General features: G+C 42.3%; 26 protein-coding genes. 19 read left to right on the top strand and 7 right to left on the bottom strand.

Annotated features, from left to right (window positions below; all coding sequences use genetic code 11):
- Positions 1 to 233 precede the first annotated feature (233 nt).
- From ACUN2T_RS23445 to ACUN2T_RS23460, 4 genes are all read left to right on the top strand, one after another.
- Positions 234 to 1,007, top strand: coding sequence for an amino acid ABC transporter substrate-binding protein (locus tag ACUN2T_RS23445; protein ID WP_445495293.1), 774 nt, complete (start codon positions 234 to 236; stop codon positions 1,005 to 1,007).
- Between the two features lie 276 nt (positions 1,008 to 1,283).
- Positions 1,284 to 1,985, top strand: coding sequence for an amino acid ABC transporter permease (locus tag ACUN2T_RS23450; RefSeq protein ID WP_445495294.1), 702 nt, complete (start codon positions 1,284 to 1,286; stop codon positions 1,983 to 1,985).
- Entirely contained in the window at positions 1,963 to 2,727 is a 765-nt protein-coding gene (locus ACUN2T_RS23455; RefSeq protein ID WP_445495295.1) for an amino acid ABC transporter ATP-binding protein, read from the top strand. Before ACUN2T_RS23450 ends, ACUN2T_RS23455 begins: the two co-directional genes overlap by 23 nt.
- A gap of 92 nt (positions 2,728 to 2,819) precedes the next feature.
- On the top strand, positions 2,820 to 3,593 hold the full coding sequence (locus tag ACUN2T_RS23460; RefSeq protein WP_445495296.1) for an amino acid ABC transporter substrate-binding protein: 774 nt from the start codon (positions 2,820 to 2,822) through the stop codon (positions 3,591 to 3,593).
- A 42-nt stretch (positions 3,594 to 3,635) separates the two neighbouring features.
- Here ACUN2T_RS23460 and ACUN2T_RS23465 read toward each other — a convergent pair whose 3' ends face one another.
- On the bottom strand, positions 3,636 to 3,770 hold the full coding sequence (locus ACUN2T_RS23465; RefSeq protein WP_445495297.1) for a hypothetical protein: 135 nt from the start codon (positions 3,768 to 3,770) through the stop codon (positions 3,636 to 3,638).
- Between the two features lie 1,104 nt (positions 3,771 to 4,874).
- Here ACUN2T_RS23465 and ACUN2T_RS23470 point away from each other — a divergent pair.
- Entirely contained in the window at positions 4,875 to 5,087 is a 213-nt protein-coding gene (locus tag ACUN2T_RS23470) for a hypothetical protein (RefSeq protein ID WP_445495298.1), read from the top strand.
- A 115-nt stretch (positions 5,088 to 5,202) separates the two neighbouring features.
- On the opposite strand, the gene rraB is transcribed toward ACUN2T_RS23470, so the two are convergent.
- A complete protein-coding gene (gene rraB, locus ACUN2T_RS23475) occupies positions 5,203 to 5,619 on the bottom strand; it encodes a ribonuclease E inhibitor RraB (protein WP_445495299.1) in 417 nt (138 codons plus the stop codon).
- 164 nt (positions 5,620 to 5,783) lie between these two features.
- Between rraB and argF the strand changes: the two genes are divergently transcribed.
- Together argF and pyrB are read left to right on the top strand one after the other, a co-directional pair.
- Positions 5,784 to 6,800, top strand: a complete 1,017-nt coding sequence (argF, locus tag ACUN2T_RS23480) for an ornithine carbamoyltransferase (RefSeq protein ID WP_445495300.1) — start codon at positions 5,784 to 5,786, stop codon at positions 6,798 to 6,800.
- A gap of 311 nt (positions 6,801 to 7,111) precedes the next feature.
- Positions 7,112 to 8,035, top strand: coding sequence for an aspartate carbamoyltransferase (gene pyrB, locus ACUN2T_RS23485; protein WP_445495301.1), 924 nt, complete (start codon positions 7,112 to 7,114; stop codon positions 8,033 to 8,035).
- A 651-nt stretch (positions 8,036 to 8,686) separates the two neighbouring features.
- Here pyrB and ACUN2T_RS23490 read toward each other — a convergent pair.
- A complete protein-coding gene (locus ACUN2T_RS23490; protein ID WP_445495302.1) occupies positions 8,687 to 8,878 on the bottom strand; it encodes an AbiEi antitoxin N-terminal domain-containing protein in 192 nt (63 codons plus the stop codon).
- Positions 8,879 to 9,208: 330 nt separating this feature from the next.
- Between ACUN2T_RS23490 and pyrI the strand changes: the two genes are divergently transcribed.
- The 4 genes from pyrI to nrdG all read left to right on the top strand — a co-directional run bounded on the left by pyrI (position 9,209) and on the right by nrdG (position 13,030).
- Complete coding sequence (gene pyrI / locus ACUN2T_RS23495) at positions 9,209 to 9,673, top strand: aspartate carbamoyltransferase regulatory subunit (RefSeq protein WP_445495303.1); 465 nt, start codon at positions 9,209 to 9,211, stop codon at positions 9,671 to 9,673.
- Positions 9,674 to 9,765: 92 nt separating this feature from the next.
- Positions 9,766 to 10,152, top strand: coding sequence for a 2-iminobutanoate/2-iminopropanoate deaminase (gene ridA, locus ACUN2T_RS23500; protein WP_132352963.1), 387 nt, complete (start codon positions 9,766 to 9,768; stop codon positions 10,150 to 10,152).
- 257 nt (positions 10,153 to 10,409) lie between these two features.
- The gene (nrdD, locus tag ACUN2T_RS23505) at positions 10,410 to 12,569 is read left to right on the top strand and encodes an anaerobic ribonucleoside-triphosphate reductase (RefSeq protein WP_445495304.1); all 2,160 of its coding nucleotides are present in this window, start codon (positions 10,410 to 10,412) and stop codon (positions 12,567 to 12,569) included.
- The gene (gene nrdG, locus ACUN2T_RS23510; protein ID WP_445495305.1) at positions 12,566 to 13,030 is read left to right on the top strand and encodes an anaerobic ribonucleoside-triphosphate reductase-activating protein; all 465 of its coding nucleotides are present in this window, start codon (positions 12,566 to 12,568) and stop codon (positions 13,028 to 13,030) included. The genes nrdD and nrdG overlap by 4 nt, the downstream gene beginning before the upstream one ends.
- A 2-nt stretch (positions 13,031 to 13,032) precedes the next feature.
- Here nrdG and ACUN2T_RS23515 read toward each other — a convergent pair whose 3' ends face one another.
- Both ACUN2T_RS23515 and bhsA read right to left on the bottom strand, forming a co-directional pair.
- Complete coding sequence (locus ACUN2T_RS23515; RefSeq protein ID WP_445495306.1) at positions 13,033 to 13,464, bottom strand: YhbP family protein; 432 nt, start codon at positions 13,462 to 13,464, stop codon at positions 13,033 to 13,035.
- A gap of 123 nt (positions 13,465 to 13,587) precedes the next feature.
- Positions 13,588 to 13,839 carry a multiple stress resistance protein BhsA gene (gene bhsA / locus ACUN2T_RS23520; protein ID WP_445495307.1) on the bottom strand — a complete coding sequence of 84 codons (252 nt, stop codon included), beginning with the start codon at positions 13,837 to 13,839 and terminating at the stop codon, positions 13,588 to 13,590.
- Between the two features lie 275 nt (positions 13,840 to 14,114).
- On the opposite strand from bhsA, the gene ACUN2T_RS23525 reads away from it, so the two are divergent.
- A complete protein-coding gene (locus tag ACUN2T_RS23525; protein WP_445495308.1) occupies positions 14,115 to 14,429 on the top strand; it encodes a GIY-YIG nuclease family protein in 315 nt (104 codons plus the stop codon).
- On the opposite strand, the gene ACUN2T_RS23530 is transcribed toward ACUN2T_RS23525, so the two are convergent.
- Together ACUN2T_RS23530 and ubiT are read right to left on the bottom strand one after the other, a co-directional pair.
- Complete coding sequence (locus tag ACUN2T_RS23530) at positions 14,398 to 14,901, bottom strand: GNAT family N-acetyltransferase (RefSeq protein WP_445495309.1); 504 nt, start codon at positions 14,899 to 14,901, stop codon at positions 14,398 to 14,400. The two genes, ACUN2T_RS23525 and ACUN2T_RS23530, sit on opposite strands and share 32 nt — an antisense overlap.
- A complete protein-coding gene (gene ubiT, locus ACUN2T_RS23535) occupies positions 14,895 to 15,245 on the bottom strand; it encodes a ubiquinone anaerobic biosynthesis accessory factor UbiT (RefSeq protein ID WP_445495310.1) in 351 nt (116 codons plus the stop codon). Before ubiT ends, ACUN2T_RS23530 begins: the two co-directional genes overlap by 7 nt.
- Positions 15,246 to 15,855: 610 nt before the next feature.
- Between ubiT and ACUN2T_RS23540 the strand changes: the two genes are divergently transcribed.
- The 7 genes from ACUN2T_RS23540 (at position 15,856) to ACUN2T_RS23570 (ending at position 26,036) form a co-directional block, all read left to right on the top strand.
- On the top strand, positions 15,856 to 16,800 hold the full coding sequence (locus ACUN2T_RS23540) for a prenyltransferase (RefSeq protein ID WP_445495311.1): 945 nt from the start codon (positions 15,856 to 15,858) through the stop codon (positions 16,798 to 16,800).
- A gap of 20 nt (positions 16,801 to 16,820) precedes the next feature.
- Complete coding sequence (locus ACUN2T_RS23545) at positions 16,821 to 19,343, top strand: phosphotransferase (RefSeq protein WP_445495312.1); 2,523 nt, start codon at positions 16,821 to 16,823, stop codon at positions 19,341 to 19,343.
- A 165-nt stretch (positions 19,344 to 19,508) separates the two neighbouring features.
- On the top strand, positions 19,509 to 22,253 hold the full coding sequence (locus ACUN2T_RS23550; RefSeq protein WP_445495313.1) for a phosphoenolpyruvate synthase: 2,745 nt from the start codon (positions 19,509 to 19,511) through the stop codon (positions 22,251 to 22,253).
- Entirely contained in the window at positions 22,246 to 23,301 is a 1,056-nt protein-coding gene (locus ACUN2T_RS23555; protein ID WP_445495314.1) for a hypothetical protein, read from the top strand. Before ACUN2T_RS23550 ends, ACUN2T_RS23555 begins: the two co-directional genes overlap by 8 nt.
- On the top strand, positions 23,298 to 24,884 hold the full coding sequence (locus tag ACUN2T_RS23560) for a fatty acid CoA ligase family protein (protein ID WP_445495315.1): 1,587 nt from the start codon (positions 23,298 to 23,300) through the stop codon (positions 24,882 to 24,884). The genes ACUN2T_RS23555 and ACUN2T_RS23560 overlap by 4 nt, the downstream gene beginning before the upstream one ends.
- Positions 24,881 to 25,504, top strand: a complete 624-nt coding sequence (locus ACUN2T_RS23565; protein ID WP_445495316.1) for a CDP-alcohol phosphatidyltransferase family protein — start codon at positions 24,881 to 24,883, stop codon at positions 25,502 to 25,504. The genes ACUN2T_RS23560 and ACUN2T_RS23565 overlap by 4 nt, the downstream gene beginning before the upstream one ends.
- A complete protein-coding gene (locus ACUN2T_RS23570) occupies positions 25,494 to 26,036 on the top strand; it encodes a CDP-archaeol synthase (protein ID WP_445495317.1) in 543 nt (180 codons plus the stop codon). The genes ACUN2T_RS23565 and ACUN2T_RS23570 overlap by 11 nt, the downstream gene beginning before the upstream one ends.
- The last annotated feature ends 430 nt before the right edge of the window (positions 26,037 to 26,466 follow it).

Consider the following 26,466-nt stretch of genomic DNA (forward strand, 5'->3'; position numbering starts at 1 on the left):
CATAAAATATATTGAAAATAACAATAGCTACTTCATTAATAATGAATCATATAATAAATGTTTATTTCATTCATTTATCCATATGAAATTACAATATGATATAATTTTATTTTATATATAAATCATTAAATTTCGCACATTATATCTGGAATAAAATCACATAAATAAATATATTATTATCAGTGATAATTTTAGATTATGATTTAATAACTCTAATAATCTGGAGAAATAAAATGAAAATAATTTTTACCCTGTTATTGGCAAGTACTGTTCAATTCGGTCTTGTACATTCTGCCAATGCAGAATCAACGTTTGATAAGATTCAATCCACCGGCATATTTAGAATTGCAACTGAAGGGGCTTATCCACCCTTTACTTATCGCGACGCTTCAGGCACTTTGACTGGTTTTGATGTCGATATCGGTCGTGAAATTGCCCATCGGCTGAATGTCAAACCGACATTTATCGAAGGAAAATGGGATGGTCTTATTGCTGGGCTAGATGCCGGACGTTCTGATGCTGTCATTAATCAAATTGCGATTACTCCTGAGCGCCAGAAAAAATATGATTTTTCTATTCCCTATATCACATCTCAAGCTGTACTTATCACCAATAAAGATAACAACAGCATAAAAACATTCAGTGACTTGCAAGGTAAAACCTCAGCACATACTCTGACCAACAACTTCGCTCAGATAGCAAGAAATAATGGCGCGGAAATCATCGCCACGAATGGATTTAACCAAGAAATCGAACTGGTCAGTACCGGCAGAGCCGATGCCACTATCAACGATAGCCTCTCTTATCTGGACTATAAGAAACACAAGCCAAATGCACCGGTGAAAATTGTGGCATCTGATCCAAACGCAGGGCAAACAGCAATTTTACTCCGCCAAGGCGAGTCAGAGCTAAAAACGGCTATCGATAAAGCAATTGTTGATATCAAAACTGATGGCACCTATCAGCGCATCTGGGTTCAATACTTTGGCGACAATATTCCCGAATAAGTGAAACATACCTTACTCAAATGCACCCGTTCCCTCAACGTTGGATACAAATTCTGACCAGGGAACTTTATCCTTAATCCTTGTTGAATTGAATAACCGGAGAATATTTCAATCAAACATAAAATATCTTAATTTATACAAATATTTTATATATCTAAAATAACAATATGATATAACTTTATTTTATATATATAAATCCCCAGCTTGCCATATGATATTTAAAACAATCTCATAAAAATAAATATATTTTTATATTACACACAATAGGGAAAGTATATGGAGCCCTCCTGGTTTAATTTAGTACTCGATTCTTTTTGGCCTATGTTTTATGCAGGCCTTACTTTCACTATTCCGCTGACGCTTATTACCTTTACTCTTGGTATCATACTTGGGTTTATCGTTGCACTCATCCGGCTTTACGGGCCAAAGCCTCTTATTGCTGTCGTCAAATTCTACGTATGGCTGATCCGTGGTACACCGTTACTTGTACAACTGTTTCTTATTTTTTATGCCTTACCCAGCGTCGGTATTACGCTGGGCGCATTTACCTCTGCCATTATTGGTTTCACTCTGAATGTTGGCGCCTATACATCCGAGGTGATTCGCGCCACTTTATTGTCTGTACCAAAAGGACAGTGGGAAGCTGCTTATTCTATTGGTATGAGCTGGACACAATCATTACGCCGGATCATTCTGCCTCAAGCCGCGAGAATCGCTATTCCACCACTCTCAAACACATTTATTTCACTGGTGAAAGATACTTCATTAGCCTCAGTCATTACCGTACCGGAGCTTTTCCTTGCGGCACAACGTATTGCTGCGGTGACTTATCAACCCCTCATTCTTTATACCGAGGCTGCAATACTTTATCTGATAATCAGTTCAGTATTGTCATCATTGCAAACCCGTCTGGAAAAGAAGTTCTCGCAACAGAGTGATACAAAGGAATTAAAAGATGATTCAGCTCTCCGGCATTGAAAAAAGTTTTGGCGGGCAAAAGGTCCTGAAAAATATCGATCTTACCATTGAGGAAGGCAGTCTTACCGCCCTGATCGGCCCATCAGGAAGTGGCAAAAGCACGCTATTACGCTGCATCAACTTATTAGAAATTCCCCAGGCCGGGAAGCTCCAAATCGGCAGTGAAAGCATGACTTTCATCGGTAAAGAGCGTATAGCCCATAAGGATATACAACGGATCCGCCAGCAAACCGGCATGGTGTTTCAAAATTTTCAGCTTTTCCCTCATCTGACGGTGATTGAAAACATTATGGAAGGGCTTATTTGGGTGCAGAAATGGTCGCCTGAAAAGGCTAAAAAGCGAGCACTTGAACTACTGGAAAAGGTTGGCATGTCACACAAAGCCGATGTCTTGCCTGCCACACTATCCGGTGGTCAGCAACAGCGTGTAGCAATTGCCAGGGCGCTGGCACCTTCCCCCAAAGTGTTATTGTGTGATGAACCAACTTCCGCGCTTGACCCGGAATTATCGCTGGAAGTTGTTGCTGTATTGAAGCAGTTGGCTAAAGAAGGAACGACGATGTTGATGGCGACACACGATCTACGTCTAGCTGCCAATCTTGCTTACAACGTCATATTTTTAGAATCTGGCGAAATTGTCGAATCGGGGACATCAAAAACGATTTTTACCCGTGCTCTCAAGCCGCGGACGGTTGAATTTGTTTCCACTTTAACGAATACCTTACCGGATTGGGAGATATAACCCACCGTTAAAAACACCTTGCCGTAATTGCGCGTTGAATCCATCAAATCAATTACGATTAAATAAATTTTCTGACAGTTTGGAGAAATAAAATGAAAGCATTCCTTACCGTATTATTGGCTGGCGTCATTCAATTTGGCATTGCATATTCTGCCAGTGCAGAGTCTGGCCTTGATAACATTAAATCAGCCGGCGTGTTTAAAATCGCTACCGAAGGAACCTATCCGCCATTTACCTATCACGATACTTCAGGATCCTTAACCGGCTTTGATGTTGATATTGGTCGCGAAATCGCACGCCGTCTGAATGTCAAAGCGGAATTCACCGAAGGAAAATGGGATGGGCTTATTGCCGGACTTGATGCCAAACGCTATGACGCAGTAATTAATCAAGTCGCTATTACGCCAGAGCGTAAAAAGAAATATGACTTTTCCGCCCCGTATATTATCTCTAAAGCCGTACTTATCACCCGTCAAAACAATGACAATATTAAAACGTTCAACGACCTGAAAGGTAAAACATCAAGCCACAGCCTGACCAGTAATTACGCGCAGTTAGCAAAACGTCACGGCGCAGAAATTGTCCCCACGGAAGGATTTAATCAGTCAATTGATTTGGTTGCTACAGGCAGAGCCGATGCTACTATCAACGATAATCTATCCTATCTGGATTTTAAGAAACACAAACCCAATGCACCGGTAAAAATTGTTGCAACTGAACCCAATGGTGATCAAGTTGGTATTCTAATCCGAAAAGGCGAACCAGAATTACAAACTGCTATCGATAAAGCGTTAGCCGATATCAAAGCGGATGGCACTTATCTGCGTATTTCTACTCAATATTTTGGCACCGACATTTCTAAATAAGAAAATAACCGCCTCTTTATACGAGAGGTGGTTTTATCTTAATTAAATTATTTTGAATTTCAACACCTGATTATTATTTATATAGAAACGCAAAGTTTTATTTCCTCCTCCTGAACTTGGACCTTCTATATTCTTTGCATTTGCATAGCTAAAACCCTCTTCTTTATAATATTTCATTTTATCCTTATGAGGAGGATCCCAATAATCGCGGTACTTGGTTAACCCACTATCGTTATACGGATAGCCTTATTATTCTCCTCTTGATTGCCAATCCATTGCACCTTAATGTTACTTATCAATACAGAATTAGCGTTAATAGTGTGAATTCTACTATTGTTTTCACCTTCCACAATATATATTTTCCTAGGAATATCATTAATAACGCCCCTAATATGAGTTACACTAAATAGCTTTTCATAATACCGATACAGTTGGTCTATTTGATTAATGTCCGAGTAGTGCAAGTCTGATGCTTGATAGGCAGCATTAACTTATCGCTCTGCTATGCATAGCGCACAGCCCTTGCTACACAAAGCGTTGTACGGAGTGGAGCACTATTTTGGAAAGTTATTTAGCCATTTGAGACACCTTTTTTAAGTTAATATTATTTTCCTGAGATAATTAATGTTAATATATATGATATTACTATTAACTTACTACTTAGAGTAAAATCATGCTCAACAATATTGATGCGTTATAAAAAATCATAAAACTGAATTATTTTCTTCGGTTAATAAATTGTAATTCTTTACATCCTTTAACGACACCTATATTATAGACAATGGCAATAATTAATATTTATTTATTTATTTATTTTTCATCAGAGAGTTAATATAGAAAACCACCAAACCGCCTTATGTATTTTATTTTAACATCCGTAAAAAATCTGTAATGCAAAATAATAAAAACATTTTAAATATATATCCAAAAAAATTTTAAATTAATTGCATTCAATATTATTTATTTTTACATAAAAATATCACATAAATAAAATATTTATTTACATTATTACTCCAAAAAAAACATATAATATTTACCATCCATAAAGAATTTCAATGAAAATAATTCCTCTGCTCTTATACCATTCTATTTCTATCTGTTGAAATATTAATTCCCATGTTGTCAATTTCAAAAATTATCATACTATTTTGTTAAATATTTATTCATTACGTAGTAAAGTTTCAGGTTATTACTATCAAGTTGTCTAAGTAGATTGAAACATTTCAAGAAACCGAAATATGAATCTTCACAATTCTGTAATTAACCTAAAGACCACATCTGGTGATTAAAGGAGCATTAAAAATCGCGTTTCTGGCATGGAAAGTGACCGGCGTTGTTCATACCGCAGAAGAATTAGGAGAACTCGCAGAAAAACATAAAGATCTGGTTTCTAATGAGCTGGGACAAGAATTAAAAAGGGAAATCACTGAGGCAAACCAAATCAGGAAAGGGACGATTCTTTCAAAGGTCAGAGAACATGGTTTGATAAGATAATCCATTAAAATACAATAGCCCTTATTCGCAAAAGCATATAAGGACTATTTTGTTTTTAATCATATGCATCAGCCACGACCAGAGCTAACACAAGATTTTTAACGAATTGATTTTATTAATGAAGTATGGTTTCACCCTGCTCTGGCAAATCATCTTCGCCGTCTTCATCTTGCTCATCAGGATCTTCGAAATAAGTGCCCCAACCGTCATAATTGACACCCATCTTCTCGGCCAGATTTGCCAGTTGCTCAACCTGAGCATCAATCAATTCAGCATTCAACCCACATTCGCTGATAACATCACAACACATCAGAATAGAACCATCTTCGATTTCCAATTCTTCCGCGTCAGTCACTTCATAACCCAGCTTAAAGGCTTCAACTGCCGCCTTTTCCAACAGATTAAAATCTTCCGCAGAAAAGTGGTGTTCAATGGCATAAAGCGCATCTGGATCACTACCATCTTCCAGTAATTCTTCAATAATAAGGCGCGTTTCTTCGCGTTGTTCTTCTAAGTCTTTTTGATTTGCCATACCCAATACCCTCAATCAGTTGGCCGTCCCAATGTTCATTCTCCCACACCACAAGCAGGCTAACCACTGTTTACATCAAAGAAATCTAATGCGGAGTTGAAATTGAATTTTTATAGATATAAATTGAATTTAAATGCAAGAAATAAATGTGGAGATATCCAACCATGAATCCATTCTATCAACGTAATTTCCTAAGGCTGCTTGATTTTTCCTCAGCAGAAATCCATGCCTTCCTAAAACTGGCGGCTGAATTAAAATCGACTAAAAAATCCGGCACAGAAAAAGCCTGGCTAACAGGTAAAAATATTGTGCTGATTTTTGAAAAAGACTCCACTCGCACCCGCTGTTCATTTGAAGTAGCCGCTTACGATCAGGGGGCAAATATCACCTATCTTGGTTCCAGTGGTAGCCAGATTGGTCATAAAGAATCAATTAAGGATACCGCCCGTATACTTGGCCGCATGTATGACGGTATTCAATATCGCGGCCATGCTCAGAAAGTGGTTGAAGCCCTGGCAGAATATGCAGATGTTCCTGTATGGAATGGGCTGACGGATGAATTTCACCCTACTCAGTTACTGGCAGATTTGCTGACTATTCAGGAATATCAACCAGAGAAACCGCTGTCAGAAATCAAATTCGCCTACTTGGGGGATGCCCGTAACAATATGGGTAATACCATGTTGGAAGCTGCGGCATTGACAGGCATGGATGTTCGGCTAATGGCTCCTGAACAGTACTGGCCAGATGCAGCGCTGGTTGCAAACTGTCAGAAACTGGCCGAAAAAACAGGCGGGAAAATTACGCTAACCGAAAATGTCCCTGAGGGGGTTAAAGACGCTGATTTTCTTTATACCGATGTCTGGGTTTCTATGGGTGAGCCAAAAGAAGTTTGGCAACAACGGGTTAACCTATTAAAACCTTATCAGGTGAATATGGATGTGGTGAAAATGACAGGCAACCCACAGGTAAAATTCCTGCACTGCTTGCCCGCATTCCATGATGAAGAAACGACGTTAGGCAAGCAACTCGCCGCTGAATTTGATATGTATGGAGGGCTGGAAGTCACCAATGAAGTTTTTGAATCAGAGCACAGCATTGTGTTTGATCAGGCAGAAAATCGTCTGCATACCATTAAAGCGGTAATGGTAGCGACACTGGCAAGTGATCTTAAAATTTAATTACTTATGATATCCGCAGGGATATGTCTGTAAAGAGGCGCCCCTACCAATATCATTTTTCTTCAGGCAAACGCTTGCTGTGAGATTTTTCACGAGTATAATGCGCCACAATTTGCCGGGAGAAATTATGAAAAACTGCGCCTCTTTTCATCAAGCTAAAGTACGGGTGCAATTGCCTGAAGGCAGCCAGCAATCATTATTTTTCCCGTTGCTAAACCAATCAGTTAATGCCCCTCACTGAGGGGCTTTTTTTTGCCCGGTAATCAATTGATGATCACCACCCGGATGTCAGCATTAGAGGAGAGTGAAAAATGGCTAATCCGTTATATCGCAAACATATCATCTCAATAAATGATCTGAGCCGCGAAGATCTGGAATTGGTGTTGCAAACCGCTGCCACACTGAAAGCCAGACCACAGCCTGAATTGCTGAAACACAAGGTTATCGCCAGCTGTTTCTTTGAAGCCTCTACCCGTACCCGCCTCTCTTTTGAAACCGCAATCCACCGCCTTGGCGCTTCAGTGGTTGGCTTTTCAGACAGCAGCAACACCTCCCTGGGTAAGAAAGGCGAAACACTGGCAGATACCATCTCCGTTATCAGCCAATATGTTGACGCTATCGTGATGCGCCACCCGCAGGAAGGTGCCCCGCGCCTGGCTTCCGAATTTTCCGGTCAGACTCCGATTATCAATGCCGGTGACGGTGCTAACCAACATCCAACTCAAACCTTGCTGGATCTGTTCACTATTCAAGAAACTCAGCAACGGTTAGATAGTCTGAATATCGCTATGGTTGGTGACCTGAAATATGGCCGCACGGTTCATTCATTGTCACAAGCGTTAGCGAAATTTAATGGCAACCATTTTTATTTCATTGCCCCGGAAGCATTGGCAATGCCAAATCATATTCTTCATATGCTGAATGAAAAAGGGGCAACTTACAGCCAGCATACCAATATAGAAGAAGTGTTACCGGAACTAGACATCCTTTATATGACTCGTGTGCAAAAAGAGCGCCTTGATCCATCCGAATACGCCAATGTAAAAGCGCAATATGTTCTGCGTGCCACTGATCTGACGGGAGCGAAAGAGAATCTCAAAATTTTGCATCCATTGCCACGTATTGATGAAATTTCTGTTGATGTGGATAAAACCCCCCACGCCTATTATTTTCAACAGGCGGAAAATGGTATTTATGCCCGTCAGGCACTATTGTCTCTAGTGCTAAATGAGTGATTAAAGAAAATATTGAATGTCCTTAAATAAAATCGTTATTATCTACTTTTGAAATGATGTTCTGCTTCTGTATATAATTGAATAGCAAGTCTATTTATTCACCTTCAAATTCGAAAGTGAATTCAGATAATAAACCGGCAGATTTAGAGTACAGTTAACGCATATTTTATGCCTCCTGATGGAGGCGTATCGTTAACGGTCAAAAGTCAATCAACTAAGAACATTGAAATGGATAATGATTTTTTTGGCTCATTGGAATGTATTTTATTAGCTATTATGCACTTAGATTTTTAATACGTTGTTTAGAAAAAATAGGTATCCAATGGAATAACCCAAAGAGGAATACATTAGGATTTATAATATTATTAGCGATTGCTTTTCTGACCGGTTATTGTATAGGGCACACCGATGTAGACATTAATTTATATACTTACCTTCTTCTCTTCGCCGGGCTAGAATACCTATGGATTACTTCTATTTTATTATTAAGTGTGATTTAAAGCAAAAAATATTATAAAGAATACCTTACAAATTTTTCAATACTATTTACATCATCACTCATCTTCTTATTCGGCTTCCAAGGTTTTGGTGTAACCCTTGCATAAATATGATAACTCAACCCTATAAATAAATCATAAGAAGTCAATATAATCACACATGAGTTCGACGTAGTGTGAGAAACTGCTGATTCAGGCTTGTTAAACCAGCAACATGAACCTGTGAATTCCACTGTGTCTGAAGGCACTGTACCGCATCCACCCAATCAGGAGTTCTCCCTGTCCGAAAGTAAACACCAAAAGCTAATCTTTCCAACCAGCCATTTTGGGCATACTTCCAAGACACACTACGATCAATACCGTGTGCCGATAGCCATGATTGGAGCAGGATTTAGCCCGGAGCAGTATTGTTTAATATCCAATTTAAAGGTTTAGCCATATGTGGCCTCTTGGTTGACAATTTATGAAATTATTAAACTAAATATAGCACCTTATGCTATGACAGCTAAAGCCAATGTACGGAATAACAACTGTAGAATGACACTGAATTACCTGCGTCTTATCTGGATAAACAGGATGGCACCACCTAAAATGGAAGACGTACCGATTCTTAACAATATATCTGGAGGATGAATACAGAAAGAGTTGCCACTAAAATGTATTCATACAGAACACTATGACCCAAGATCATCAACTACAAGTCGAAGCCATTAAATGCGGTACTGTGATTGACCATATCCCAGCTCAGGTAGGTTTCAAGTTACTCTCTCTATTTAAGCTGACTAAAACCGATCAGCGCATTACTATCGGCCTGAACCTGCCTTCCAATCAGTTGGGTAAAAAAGATCTCATCAAAATCGAAAACACATTTCTGACAGAGCAACAGGCTAATCAGCTTGCTATGTATGCACCGCATGCAACAGTGAACTGTATTGAAGACTATGAGGTTGTGAAGAAACTGCCAATTAACCTGCCTGAGCGTATTGATAGCGTGTTAGTCTGTCCTAATAGCAATTGCATCAGCCACAATGAGCCGGTAGAAAGCAGTTTTCGGGTCAAAATCACATTTGAAGATGTGGTATTGACCTGTAAGTACTGCGAGAAAGAGTTTGATCGCAACGTGGTAATACTCAGCAAGTAAACAATCTATGCCCGTTGCTGGGGCAGATACGGACACTATAATAGTACCTTTGTTGAAATATTTATTCAGTTATTACATTAACAGGAGAACCTATGTCATACGAGATTAATACCGAGAAAGCCCCTGCTGCAATTGGTCCATATGTTCAGGGTGTTGATCTGGGCAGTATGGTAATCACTTCCGGTCAGATTCCGGTCAATCCAGAAACAGGTGATGTCGCAGAAGATATCGCTGCCCAGGCTCGTCAATCACTGGAAAACGTTAAAGCTATCGTTGAGAAAGCAGGTCTGACTGTCGGTGACATTGTTAAAACAACTGTTTTCGTTAAAGACCTGAATGATTTCGGCACGGTTAACGCGACTTATGAAGCATTCTTCAAAGAACACAATGCCGCTTTCCCAGCACGCTCCTGTGTTGAAGTAGCCCGTCTGCCAAAAGACGTTAAAATCGAAATCGAAGCTATCGCCGTTCGTAAATAATCCCTACTCTTATTTCCTATAAACCTTTGGTCAGTTCACCCATTGACCAAGGGTTTTTTACTTTTTCCCGTCTCCCAGATATAGCTTCCTGTTCTTTGTTTTAGATCAAATCAGACCGTTATTATTTCACTTTAACTTACTACATATTGTGCTTAAATATAAAAACACAAACCATATATAGCATCACCTCTATTTAATCTGAATATCAGAACGAGAATGGCTCATACCTTTGGATAACATTCTCAAGGAGTTATATTGTGAAAACTGTTGTGATAAAACGAGATGGTCGTCAGGTACCATTTGATGAAATTCGTATCAGAGATGCCGTAAAACAGGCCGCCTCTGCCGCTGGCGTCACAGATGATGAGTACTGTGCTCAAGTTGCATCCACAGTAACGCAATTAATGGCTGACCACCGACAAGTTGATATACGAAATATTCAGCACGCAGTAGAAAACCAATTGATGGCAGGCAACTATAAGCATCTTGCCCGTCTCTATATTGAATATCGCCATGACAGGGATCTTGCCCGGGAATCACACAGCCGCCTTAATCAGGAAATCCGTGGTCTGGTCGAACAGCGTAATATTTCCCTGCTCAATGAGAACGCGAATAAAGACAGTAAAGTTATTCCAACCCAACGCGATCTACTGGCAGGAATTGTTGCCAAATATTATGCCAAACAACACATGCTACCGCGTGACGTGGTACTGGCTCATGAAAGAGGTGAAATCCACTATCACGATCTGGACTATTCACCCTTTTTCCCAATGTTCAACTGTATGCTGATCGACCTGAAAGGCATGTTGACCAACGGGTTCAAGATGGGTAATGCTGAAATAGAGCCCCCCAAATCTATTACAACTGCAACAGCAGTAACTGCTCAAATTATTGCCCAGGTTGCCAGCCATATTTATGGCGGTACCACGATTAACCGTATAGATGAAGTATTAGCGCCATTCGTTAAAGCCAGCTATGACAAACAGCTGGCCGTTGCTGAAAAGTGGGGTATTGCCGATAAAAAATCTTATGCTGAAGCCCGGACAGAAAAAGAGTGTTACGACGCTTTCCAGTCACTGGAATATGAAGTTAATACACTGCACACCGCCAACGGACAAACACCTTTTGTCACTTTTGGCTTTGGTCTGGGTACTTCAAAAGCATGCCGCTTAATCCAACAATCTATTCTGCGTAACCGTATTGCCGGGTTGGGCAGGAACCATAAAACCGCAGTTTTCCCTAAACTGGTATTTGCTATCCGTGATGGCCTGAATCATAAGTTCGGTGACCCCAACTACGATATCAAACAACTGGCTCTAACATGTGCCAGCAAGCGAATGTATCCTGATATTCTTAACTACGATCAGGTTGTTAAAGTCACGGGCTCCTTTAAAACCCCAATGGGTTGCCGCAGCTTCCTCGGTGTTTATGAAGAAAATGGTGAGCAAATTCATGAAGGTCGCAATAATTTGGGGGTTATCAGTTTAAACCTGCCTCGGATTGCTATCGAAGCCAAACGAGATGAAAAACATTTTTGGCGATTGCTGGATAAGCGCCTGGCACTGGCAAAACAAGCATTGATGACTCGTATTACCCGTCTGGAAGGCGTCAAAGCGCGGGTTGCGCCAATCCTTTATATGGAAGGTGCTTGCGGGGTTCGCCTGAAAGCCGATGATAATATCGCTGAAATCTTTAAACATGGCCGGGCTTCTATCTCTCTGGGCTATATTGGCATTCATGAAACCATTAACGCATTGTATGGCAATCAGATTCATCTATTTGATGACCAACAATTACGTGTAAAAGCTCTCGCAATAGTTAGCCATCTGCGAAAAGCAACTGATCAATGGAAAAAAGAGACGGGTTATGGTTTCAGCCTGTACAGCACACCCAGTGAAAACCTGTGTGATCGTTTCTGCCGCCTTGATGCCGCTGAATTTGGTGTTATCGAAGGGGTGACAGACAAAGGCTATTACACCAACAGTTTCCATCTTGACGTTGAAAAAAAGGCCAACCCTTACGATAAACTGGATTTTGAAGCATCTTATCCACCATTGGCAAACGGCGGTTTTATCTGTTACGGCGAATATCCCAATCTGCAACATAATTTGAAAGCACTGGAAGATGTCTGGGATTACAGCTACTTACACATTCCTTACTACGGGACCAATACCCCCATTGACGAGTGTTATGACTGCGGATTTACCGGTGAATTCTCCTGTACCCGTAAAGGGTTTACCTGCCCCCGTTGTGGCAATCATGCCCCCTCCAGGGTATCAGTAACCCGCCGTGTCTGCGGCTATCTGGGCAGCCCTGACGCCCGCCCATTCAATGCAGGCAAACAAGAAGAGGTGAAACGCAGAGTAAAACATCTTAAAAATGGGCAACTCGATTCATTCAGGCAGGCTAAAAAATGAATTACCACCAATATTACCCTGTTGATGTGGTTAACGGTCCCGGAACCCGCTGTACGCTGTTTGTCGCAGGATGCCAGCACCAATGCCCCGGGTGCTATAACAAAAGCACCTGGCGAACAAATTCCGGCCAACTATTTACACAGGAAATGGCAGACCATATTGTCGCTGATTTACAGGATAGCCGCATTAAACGGCAAGGGCTGTCTCTGTCTGGCGGCGATCCTCTTCATCCACATAACATATCTGTGATCCTGAAACTGGTAAAACGGGTCAAGGCAGAGTGCCCTGAAAAGGATATTTGGCTGTGGACTGGCTATCTGCTAAGTGAACTCAGCAAAGCTCAACAGGAAGTTGTCAGCTATATTAATGTGCTGGTAGATGGCAGGTTTATCCAGAATCTTTATGATCCCAATTTATTATGGCGCGGCAGCCGCAACCAGATTATTCATCGATTTAGATAATTTTATCGCTGCCAGCAGATTTTCTTACCAAATCCCAGCGAATTATCAGTCATTTTTATTTCACTGAGATTCAGTTGCCAAACAGGTGTTTTAGCCGCAATTGCCACAGGAAAACGGCGGCAATAACGTGCTCTGGCAGCTTTATCGTCTTCTCCTTCCAGACAAATAACTTCCCCTTTGAACTGAATACCTTTTATCTGCGCGATATTACGAATCTGCTCGGCAACAGTACCTGCCACCTGCGAGTTTATCTGCATCATTTCACCATGACGGGTATGGGATTCAGTCATAAACCAAAAGGCTATTTTCTCGGCATCGAAAACATAGAAACAACTTGCACACCAGATATCATTTTCTGTTGTTGTGCAAAGCGTGAAGACGTGCTGTCTTGCAAGGTATTGGCGGATAATCTGAAAGTTTTCAGTAGTATTCACACTCCCTCCAATGGGAGGATTTTATTGGCCTGGAAACCCAGAACCACGCCGGGATAAACATCATCCTGCGGCGTGTTCTGACATCTCCCGACAGAGTCAGGGTTCAGTGTGTTCTACTATAAATTAGTTATAGATTTCAGCAACACCTGACAATTGGTTCTTACCGCTAGTAGATATAATACGGAAAGAAGATGCACCAGCTTTGTCAGCTTTTTTGGACAATTCGGCACTCAAGCCTTCCAGGGTATCAGCACCGGTTACAGAAACCACACCAACCTTGGCAGATGAAGTCGTTTGAACTTCTGTCGCTGCCATACTACCAAAAGAGATAGCACTTAAAGCCAAAACAGCAGCGATATATTTTACATTTTTCATAACATGATCCTTGATCAATTTTTAATGGAATGAGTTACTCTCTGTGATGTGGATCATAGTATGCTCTAACAGCCAGAATAAAAATTAGCAATTATTGCTATTCTATTTCAATTTTTTTGAATAAAAAATGCGATATATAGGAATTTGATATGTAAAGAATTTTGATAAAACTATTATATTATAATGGCTTAAACTAAGTTATTCAGAAAAATAATATAGAAAAAACGTCTTAGTAAAATGCAAATATCAAAAATAAAAAATTAAGAAAAAGTTATATGGCTAAAAATCAATGGGTTCTTTACTTACTGAAAACGAAAGCAGGGATGCTGTATACGGGGATAACGACAGATATCAACCGCCGTTTTGCACAACATGCAGATGGTAAAGGAGCAAAAGCACTGAGAGGGAAAGGACCATTACAGCTGGTTTTCAGCAGTCATGCCGGAGACAGATCCCATGCCTCACGACTGGAATATCAGGTAAAGCAATTGAATAAACAACAAAAAGAGAGGCTGGTTATTTGCCAGCCTATCTGCATAGCAAAATATTTGGCATCAATCAGAAACGGTCAAAATGGGGAGAATAGCTAACCAGCCCAGTATAATCAGCCAAAGAACTGTCAGCTAATTCATATACCTGAAAATAGGGTTCACACTTTAGCCGCTTACAATGTAACTGGTGCTCACTGGCAAGCGTAAAACCAAACCGGCGATAATAGTGCGGATCACCTAAAACAACGACGACGCCGTAACCAAATTCATTCAGGCTATCTAGACCTTCATAAACGAGTTTTTCACCAATCCCCTGCCGACGATACTCTTCAGCAACCGCTAACGGCGCTAAACCAATCCATTGATGATCTTCTCCATTAATATCTACCGGACTAAATGCCACATAACCAATAATCTGGCCTTCTTCATCCGTAGCAACCATACCCAACGTGAGTAATCCATCTTCCCGCAATTGTTGAACCAATTCCGCTTCCACCGAGGTAGCAAAAGATTTCCGCAGTAATTGATCTATTCCTGCTGCATCTACTGGAATTTCTACCCTGATTAACATGATAATCGCGCAGGAGCATACTGTTCTGCGCCCTCCGGTAAACTGACTTTAATAAACTCAACCAATCGTAATAAACCGGTACGAATGACCGCAGTCATAAACTTCAACGTTATCGTATCCACCCAATTTCTAACATACAACTCTGATTCTGTATTCCCTGCGATATACAAACGACACTGGAAAAACAAAATATCCAGCTCTTCTTTACGGCTAGCTATTAGAATCAGATCATTGGTTTCACCGATGAAACTAACCTCTTCCTGCTTATGCTGGCTGACAACTAAATGATTATCACGGACAGTAGTAAACCAGCGCAGATTAAGATCGCGGATTTTTCCTAACACAGCTCAAACTCCTTACTTGATAAAGTAACATAGCTATTCAACCAGAATATATCGGTATTTCGCCGATCCTACATCAAGAATCCAATACAGAACCAGTTGTAAATCTTACCTTTTAACTATTGGAGTAATATCCGCCTATAAACTGCTCTAAATCAAAACATCTCATCATTCAGTTAATTACAATTATTAACCATTATTACTTTATTCCAGTATTTCATATAGAACAGACTTGTCCCACAAAAAGCTTATTTATGTGGAACATAGTTGTTGTAGATAACGGGGTGGATGTCATTTATATCGGACTGATACATGACATCAAGGCTCATTATTTTTCAATCCAAAAAATCAAAAATATCAGGTAAACATACAGTTATGAAAAAAAATGTAAACATAAGTTGCATACTAATATTTAAATTTACACATCTTGATTATAGCGGATTGCAAATTTTTGGCTTAACGTATGGCACTGGTCGATACGTATTTCTTACGGCTACCTGCTAAAAAGCACGTATAGACTTTATTAAGATTTGCTTTTGGATTTATTATCCTTGGATTGGATTGTTACAAACGTATATTAGTTTAATCTTTATACAATAAATAGGAATGACGTATGGAAGGCCAAGATATCTATTCAAAATTCATTGGTAAGAGGATAAAGCTATGGATGGATGAGCGTTTCCCGCTACAAAATGCACCGCTTTTCTTTATTTTTTATATCATCAGCTATTCCGTAGCTTTTTATTCAATAGGGGAAAAGCCGGTTTTGTCATGGGAAATCCTGCTCGGTTGCCTGATGGCCTTCTCCTATTTTTTACTATTACGGATATTCGATGAGCATAAGGATTATCAACTGGATTGTGAACACCACCCACAGCGGATCTTACAGCGCGGTATTATTACACTGAAAAATCTACGGGTACTCGGTATCTGCTGTATCGCATTGCAATTGGGTGGAAGTCTATTTTTAGATCGAGGCGTTGGTTCAGTCACTTTTGCCTGGCTATTAGTCTTTATCTGGACCTGCCTTATGGGGAAAGAGTTCTTTATCAGTGAATGGTTAAACCAGCGCCTCACTTGGTACGCTATTTCCCATATGCTGGTCATGCCGCTCATTATCTGGTGGTTGGGCAATATCGCTAACCCTAACGTTGCACTCACTTTCCCAATATGGGTTTTAATGGGATTGTGCTTTTTCTCTGGATTCAGTTTCGAAATTACACGCAAATGTAAAGGTCCAGATGAAGAGCGTCTGGAAATACCAACTTATTCATCTATTTTCGGCAGAAAAATAGCCGTCGCTATTATCGCATCATTACTCACCGTAATGTTGGCGTTACAGATTTGGCTAATCAATATCACCACTGATGGTATAGCGTTATGGGCGTTAATTATCTTGGTCGTTTGTTATGCATTATGTCTATGGCAATTAGGCAAATTCCTTCATCGCCCCACTATCCAGAATCGCAAACGCGATGAAGCTGTAGTGGGAATATTTATGGTACTGGGTTACTCAGTTTGCACTACCAGCATCTTAATAAAGCTTGGGTTTGCTTAGGTATTAAAGGAAATAGAGTTATGTTGCAAAAAGAAATCCAATCATGTGTATTTGATGTTTCAGATAATACCACTGCTCACATAGAAAACTGTGCGCGAAGTTCTATTCTCGAATTATCACATGATATATTCAGCATTAAACACCAAGAAGCATCTGCCGTCCGCACAGAAGCAACCCAAGCAGAATTATTGCCCCGCCGCCACCTCTATACATATACCGAGGAAGCCCGGCAAAAGCGCCTGGATTATCTGGCAAAACATACTGGGTATCCACTGGAACACGTAGCCGCTACCCATCTGGATGCGACGAAATTAACCAAAACCATTGAGGGATTTATTGGTTCAATAGAAATCCCTGTCGGGATCGCTGGCCCTCTCTTAATAAAGGGACAATACGCTCAAGGGGTATATTATGCACCGCTCGCCACCACAGAAGGCGCTTTAATTGCGTCGATATCCCGCGGCTCCTCCGCCATTATGCAATCAGGCGGCACCACTACTCGTGTGCTCGGCCAACGCATGATACGAGCACCCCGCTTTGAATTTCAAAGCGTCGCACACAGCATCATGTTCAGTGATTGGATTAACGAACATCTCAGCGAAATACGGCATGAAATTGGCCACCACTCCAAACATGCGCAATTGCTGGAAATAAAACCGCAAATCATTGGGCGCAGCGTCCATTTACAGTTCATCTACAATACAGCGGCAGCAGCAGGCCAAAATATGACTACCGTCTGCACCTGGTATGCATGCCAATGGATCCAACAACAACTCGCCAAAATGGCGTTTATACCACTGCGCCACTTTATGATAGATGGTAATACTTCAGGCGATAAAAAAGTCTCTTATAAAACGTTTATTGAAGGACGTGGGACACGTGTCGTCGCCGAGGTTTATCTCAGTGATGAATCCTGCCAGCAAATCCTGAGAGTCACTCCGCAACAACTTGTCACGGCTTATCATCATATCTGCGAGGGGGCTATCGCCTCAGGGATGGTCGGCGTAAATATTAATGCAGCAAATGTTATCGCCGGTATGTTTACTGCCCTCGGTCAAGACATCGCCTGTGTGCATGAATCATCAGTCGCACATTTACACATGACATTAACTGCCGATAACCAGGTCTATTGCAGTGTCACACTGCCCTCGCTAATCGTAGGAACAGTCGGTGGCGGAACCTATTTACCACACCAACGCGAATGTCTGAATATACTGGGCTGCACCGATGAAAACGGCACTGCCCGCCTGGCTGAAATCATCGCCAGTTATTGCCTGGCCCTCGATATTTCAACATTGTCAGCGATTGCGGCGGATGAGTTTGCTCAATCACATGAAAGACTTGGCCGCAACCGCCCAACCGACACTAGCGGTATTATTCCGCACACCCTACAGGAACTTGATCTGTCATTTTTCCAGCAAGCAAACTTTAATCCAGTGTTACAGGGAACTCACCTGACCACGATCAAACCTGAATTTTCTGGCAATGATGAACATAGCCTGCTGACACATCTGAGTTCGAATTATGCGGAACGTTTAATTGGTTTATTTCCCTTTGCTATGACGACATCCGCACAACATACTCTGCCAGTAATGCTGAAATTGAAACCTTTGGGGAGTGAGATCGTTAAAATGGTCCTGGATATTGCCAGGCACTGTTCCCCTGAATTGTTTGCTGCTTTCCAAGATTTTGCCCACCAGCTTGAATTTAACCAAAGCCATAGCCGTGAGCTGGCGATTATGAATCAGCAGAATCCACAGTTGATGCGCTATATACCCATTATCTATGGTGTGATTGAAAATGAAGCAACCGGAACTTACGCCCTGATTGAAGAATTACTTCAGGATATGGTGCTAATGAACAACATTAACCTGGAAACACCGTGGGAACAGCACCATCTTGAAACCGCTATCAGAGGGGTAGCCGATATTCACTCCATTTGGTTAGGGCGGGAAGGAGAGCTTATGTGGAAATTCCCACAACTGCAAATTCCTGACGCCAATACAGTTTCACAGATGAAGCCCCTGTGGCAAAAACTAGGTAATTTTATTCACCAGGCATTCCCTGAGTTGTTCACCGCCGAAGAACAACAAGACTTTCAACACTGGGTAGATAACGCCGCCACCTGGTGGCAAGAAATCGAACAAATGCCCAGGACGTTGATCCATGGTGATTTCAACCCACGGAATATTGCTTTCCGGCAGCAGGAAGAAGGATTACGTTTATGCGCTTGGGATTGGGAGTTGTCTACTTTGCATCTACCACAGCGCGACCTTGCCGAATTACTGGCCTTTAGTTTAGACCAGCATAGCAATGCGGACAGTGTGGCCTATTATATTGAACTGCACCGGGTTGAACTTGAACAAAAATCGGGACTCTCTCTTGATCCAATCAGTTGGCAACGTGGCTATGAGCTCGCATTACGTGATTTATGGATGAGAAGAATACCGCTTTATATGATGGCGCATAATGTTGTTGGCTATCCATTTATGGAACGCACAATGAAAACTATCCGCTGGCTTATTTCATTAACGCTGAACTAATAGTAACCCGAATAAATTATTTAATTTACTCTTCCTCTAAAATAAGGATACAGCAATAGTTTGTCATACATTCGTGTCTTATTGATTGACCTACGCCAATATTATTACGCGCAGATAGGCCCATGATGTAAGCAAGGTGTACTATTGCTGCATTGGTGGAACAACATGAAATATCTCTATACTCAAGATAGCGCTATTGAATTAGCAGAACATTCCCTAGGCGGTAAAGCGGCTAATTTATTATGGCTTACGCAAAACGGTTTCCCTGTACCTGATTATTGGGTCATCAGCAGCGAAGTGCTGAACAGTTTATTAATCAACGATACGTTTGCGATTAACATTGTGGAACAATTAGCCGCCGTGCCACATGATATTAGCCAGGAAAAACTCGACACCATCGCCGCCCCTCTGCGCCAATGGCTACAATCGATCCCGTTGCCTGCTGAGTTAGAAGAAGAATTAGCTCTTTTATCAGAAAATTACCCGGATGCGTTTTTTGCTGTTCGCTCATCAGCTATTGGTGAAGATGCAGCCAACGCGTCCTTCGCCGGACAGATGGACAGCTACCTGTTTCAGCGTGGCAAATCCGCCCTTGCCGACAGCTTACGCGCCGTGATGGCCTCAGCCTTTAATACCCGTGCGTTACAATATCGTTTGCACAAACAGCTGCCAATGGGCAATATCCGTAGCGCTGTCATCATTCAGAACATGGTTGCCGGTGAGGTTTCTGGCGTCATGTTTACCGCACATCCCGTGACTGGCAGCAGACAACATTGCCTAATCTCATCCGCCTGGGGCACAGGAGAAGGTGTGGTTTCTGGCGAATGTGATACCGATGAATTTTCCGTTCATCTCACCACGCCAGAAATTGAACGCCATATCACGCAAAAAGGGACGGCCAGTGTTTTCGATACCACCAGCGGCAGCGGAACAGTAACGATGCCCGTCGCGGAAGAAAAACAGTGGGAACCGACCTTACCCGATAGCGAAATCTATGCATTGCGGGATATTGGCAAAAAAATCGCCGCAGCACGGGGATGTCCACAAGATATTGAATGGACGATTCAAAACCACCAAATCTTTATTCTACAGACTCGGCCAATCACCCGTCTGCCCCGTCTGGATGATAAAAGCGAACACCATATTATTTTTGATAACTCCAATATTCAGGAATCTTATTGTGGAATAACAACACCGCTGACCTTCTCTTTTGCCCGCGCAGGTTATGCCACTGTTTATGAACAGACAATACGTGCCTTAGGTTGTTCGGATAAACAAGTTAATCAGCATCGTTCCATGTTGGAAAATATGCTCGGTTTAATTAAAGGCAGGATCTATTACAACATCAATAATTGGTACAAGGGACTATTATTACTGCCCTCTTTCCAAACCAATAAAAAAGATATGGAAAGAATGATGGGGCTGGAAGACCCAGTTGATTTTATTGAAGATAAAACACCTTCACTGAGCGAGAAAATAAAAAAACTCCCACAGATGGGGTGGGCACTCCTGCGCCTGCTATATGCTTTCAGAACGATGGATCAGCGGGTAGAACTCTTCTTAGAACAGTTTAAACAACATGCTGCCGCCATAAGACGAACTGAATTGCACATCTGCAACAGCAGCCAATTGATCGAGAAATTGAAATATCTGGATGAGCATCTGCTACAACGTTGGACGACGCCGATCCTGAATGACTTCTACGTGATGATGTTTAATGGCCGGGTACACCGGGGACTGACCGCCGCTGGCATTGAAAACCCCTCCGCATTATTAGGCGATCTTCTTTCTGGGGATGAAGATATTGAAAGTACCCAGCCGACCAAAGTGTTATTAAAAATGTGCCAATATGCACGCCAGCATTCAGAATTATGCACCCTGCTAACACACGGCGATGCACGTACCCTGTTAACTCAGGTACGAAAACTCGATACATCTTTCCACCAACAATGCATTGATTATATTGAAAAATATGGCGATCGCACTATGGGTGAGCTAAAGCTGGAGACCATTACGCTAAAACAAGATCCCCGTTTTCTATTTCTGATAATAAAAAACTACCTTGCGATCGATACCCTCACACCCGAAACCTTGTCCAGCCGGGAAAGAAAGTTACGTACTCAAGCTGAAAACACGGCATTTCAGCAAATACGCGAGCAACTTGGCTCCAGGCGTATGGAAGCCTTCAAAAAAAATCTGCATAAATTACGTCAGGCAATACGTCACCGGGAGAATATGCGCTTCACCCGAACCCGTATGTTTGGGCTATATCGGGATATTTTCATACAGCTTGGTCAAGCATATGCATTAGAAGGACTCCTCGCAGAACCCCGCGATATTTTCTATCTGACGTTAGAGGAGATCTACAGCAGTTACGAAGGAACAGCAGTACAGACTCAACTTAAGCCTCTAGTCGCTATACGCAAACAGGAATACGCCAGCTACGAAACAGAGGATGAGCCTGCTCACCACTTCTTTATCAGAGGCTCACTGTATCAACAGCAAGATTACAGCTATCCCTATCAGGAACAACAGGCACCAACCGATAGCGGGATGCTACAGGGCATGGGCTGTTATCCAGGGGTAGTTGAAACGACCATCCGCTTAATTAAAAACCCACAAGATGAGATGTCATTGGCAGGGCAGATCCTTTGTACCGTCCGTACCGATCCCGGTTGGGCACCACTATTCCCTACAGCAGGCGGGTTATTGATCGAACGCGGATCCACCCTCTCGCATTCTGCCGTTGTCGCTCGTGAACTGGGGATCCCCGCCATTGTCGGCATTCCAGCGATCACTCAAATTTTAAAAGATGGCGATCGGGTACGTATGGATGGCGCAACCGGAAGTGTTATCCGCCTACACGACATCACTACAGAAGAATTACCTTCAAGGAGCGAACATGTCTGATATCTTCATGCGCGAATGGTCCCCGACCAACCCACTGCCTGAAAGTTTTCTCGATCTTCCAGCAACAATCTACCGTGACTGGCCGCTCTGGCCTGGCGAAGACCGGGAGAAGGTGCAACAACAGTTCAGTCTGGAAAATCCCTGGTTTAATCACAGCAAAGCCTGGATTGGCTGTATTCCGGGGAAAACTCGTCTTGCTGGCTTTTTAGTACCCCATGCCGTTGACGGCCAATCCGCCGCATTCTTCGGTTTTTGGGAAACCGATAATGATATGGCAAGCAACATCATGCTGTTTAGCGCCCTGGAACAATGGGCCAAGCAAAATGGCGCCCACAATCTCTACGGGCCAATTAACTTCTCAACCTTCGGACATTACCGCGTCCGGCTTGATCATTTTGATATCCCCCCCTTTGAGCATGAACCTTACAACCCACCTTATTACTCCCTATTGTTAGAAGAATTAGGGTTTGATATTCGTTACCGCTACGCCTCGATATTCGACGATACTCAGGCAGTAGCAAACAACTTTCGGCTGGACTATCAGCGCGGGCAAAAGCTCCCTGAGGCTCAGGCGACGTTACTGCCGCTAACGCCCGAATTATGGATGCAGGAACAGGTTAGATTATATTCCTTTATCGATTCGGTCTTCGGCGAGAATTTCGCTTACACCACACCGTCATGGACAACATTTCAACATTATTGTGGTGAGGCGTTTATTAAACCTTTTTGCCATTACCCTGCATCATTCCTGGCTAAAACCGATAGCGGTGAGATTACCGGGTTAATTCTTAGCTTATCCGTGAGCCAAAAAGGTCAGCCCGCTATAGGCTTGTTGAAAACTGTAGCAGTTGCGCCGCAATATCGGGGGAGTCGGCTATACCATTCGCTGTATCACTCATACCAGCAGAGCACCAGCCGTATTCACCCCCGTCTGGGGGCTGCCCTGATGCGCGAAGATAATAAATCATTAAAAACCGCAGAACGGATCTTCAATACACCCGCGTCCACCAAACATCAATATGCGCTTTATTACAGGAGGATCGCATGACAAATATTTGTCAGCCAATTGTCGATGCGGCCCAAAAACACCCTGAGCATTTAGCCCTGCAAGCACCACACTCACTGGATAATGGCAGTGGTTTAAGCTTTCGGGAATTTTTTTCTCATGCATCTCATTACCAACATCTGTTAACCCAAGCCGGGTTCGTAGCCGGCGATCGCTTATTAGTGATTGTTCAGCCAGGCTTAATACTTTATCCATTGCTTATCGCCATTCTGGGATTGGGGCTGGTTCCGGTTATGCTTGAGCGGGGGCTTTCCCGAAAGCAACTCCGGGAGACGCTACGCCACAGTAAATTATCGGCGGTTATCACCCAACCTGCGTTAGGAAAATTCTGGTTTCTGATCCCCGAATTGTGGCGACTGCGCCGTTTTGTTATCGGACAGCCTATCTGGGGCATGAAAGTGCTGAAAACGCCCAGCCAACATTTACCAATGGATAACTTTATCTGCCGGGACTTACCACCGGATACGACGGGATTAATGACTTTTACCTCGGGTTCTACCGGGATGCCTAAAGGCGCAAACCGCACTCATGACAGCCTGTTAGCACAACTTTATGCCATAAAAGCGCTTTTCCCTGAGGAAAAGAACGAAATCGACTTGCACAGTTTCCCCGTCATGGTGCTGCATTCATTGTGCTGCGGCAACAGCAGTATTCTGCCTGATTTTGACTTTGCCCATCCCGCCACCGTTGATGCCAAAAAGATTATCAAGCAACTGCAAGATAAAGGTATTACATGCCTCAGCGGCGCACCCGCCTATATGAACAAAGTCACTGATTACGCCAGAAACAAGAGATTGTCATTCCCTAATGTTCGAACTGTCATCGTGGGCGGCGCACCTGCCAATAAGGAACTGCTTGAAAACTGCCAGGCTGTCTTCCCACATGCTCTGCGTCTGGTGGTCTATGGCTCCACCGAGGTCGAACCGATCAGTACAGTCGAAATGACAACGCAATTAAATCACTGGGCAACACATGATGGTTATCTGGTCGGGAAACCCGTCGCACAAGCGGAAATATGTATCAGGGAGATAACCACTGATCCCCAACAAATTACCCCGCTGGCTACCGGTGATATAGGTGAAATTCTGGTTGCCGGGCCTCATGTGCTCAAAGACTATATTGATAATCCTCAGGCGACGAAAGAAAACAAACTCCCGCGTAAACAGGGAGGGATCTGGCACTGTACTGGTGATGTTGGCTGCCTGGATACCACAGGACAGCTCTGGTTACTTGGACGGGTCAAAGACAAGGTGCTGTTAGATGATGGCCGCATCATCCATCCCTATGTGGTGGAAAAAAGGATCAATGAACTGTCAAACATCGCACGGAGCGCATTCGTGTTGCATCCTTTGGGTGGAGCCGCTCTGATATTGGAAAGTACCACCCTGCCGACAGGTTTATCCGCCATTTTAGACGAACTGGATCTCACTCTGGCTACCCGTATTTATTATGTCAATCCTATCCCCGTAGACATTCGCCATAACAGCAAAATAAACCGCATAGCACTGATAGACATGCTCAGGAAAGGCCAATTATCCTCCTTTCCATACAAGGAAAAATTATGAACAGTAATCATTTCATCATCCAGCTAAACAGAGCGGACTATATTACTATTGGTGGGGCGGTATTTAGTGCGCTCTCCGTGGCAACCGCATTACAGCATTGGTATTACCTGGCTATTGCGTTCCTGTATCTTGCCATGCTTGGCGACGCGCTTGATGGTATTCTGGCAAGGAACTTAGATATTGTCCGCCCTTTTGGCCGTTATCTTGATGGATTTATGGATCAACTTATTTACTTGATCTCACCATCCATCATCCTATACCTTTCCGGTTACCAATCTTGGTATTCGCTGTTTATTCTCTTAATGATAATCAGCGGTTGTCTGCGATTATCCGTCTTTAATGAAGTCGGAAATATTCAGGATGAAGATCGACTCTCCTATCTTGGTATGCCCGTATTCTGGAGCTTATTTATTGTCAGTGGTTACGCTTTGGTAGGTTTGGTAGCAACGCCGTGGCTGACCCATATTTTACTGACATTAGCGCTCCTTGCATTCAGTATCGCCATGCTATGGGATCGCCCGTTTTATAAGTTCAAACATCTCAGTACTATCGTCAGTACAACACTTGCAGGGTTTGTTTTATTTACAGGCCTTCATTTCTGGAGTCTCTATGTTCAATAGTTTTTATCACGGGGGGATTTTACTTATTCCCGTCATTCTTGGTGGTTGTTTACACATGGTGATTGTTACAAAAAACTATTTTTCCTGCTGGGCTATCCCGGTACACCAACGTTATTTCGGCTACAACAAAACCTGGCGTGGTTTTATTGCTGTACCCATTATTACCGCGCTATTTTCACCGCTGTGGTTAATACTTTGTACCGAAACACAGGATACCATTATTCCACGGACTATTGCCTCCTGCTTATTTACCGGGTTCCTGGCGGGTTTAGGTTACGTTCTTTTCGAGTTGCCAAACTCTTGGTTGAAAAGGAGACTCGGCGCACCACCGGGACAACATCCGAAACAAAATAAGCGGCTGTTTATTTTATTCGATCAGCTCGATTCCGCTATTGGTATCACAATAGCGTATTTCATTTGTCTTAATCTGACTTATATTGATACGCTTTTTATTTTCCTCTGGTTTTTAATCAGCGCTTTTATCGTTAAAAATATGCTGTTTTTACTTTCGCTGAAAAAAACGAGATTTTAGGTGGGAATACCGCAGAAAAATGGCTTCCTTAATTGGAAGCCATTTTAGGGCATACTAGATAAGTGTGCCTCTGCGTGTTATCACCAACAGAACACGCATTTTACAACATTATTTCGTAGTCAAAGATAATTCAACCACATGCAGCAGCATAACGTTTAAGTGTGTGCCAGCTAGCTCTCGTTACATTCTTCACCTTCTTAATAATTCATTAACTATTAATTCCAGCTTATGACATTGGGCTATCATGGTGCCATAACTTGATTAAAGCAATCTTCCCTAAATCAAACTTTTCAAAATAAATTAAATCATTATGTTACTTAAACACCGATAAAATTTACACCCGTGACTGTTATAAAGTGAGATTTACACATCTTTAAAATATCAATCTTGATATTTATTAAATTAACATATAAATTCACATTAACCTTTG

Source organism: Photorhabdus machadonis, assembly GCF_052657765.1.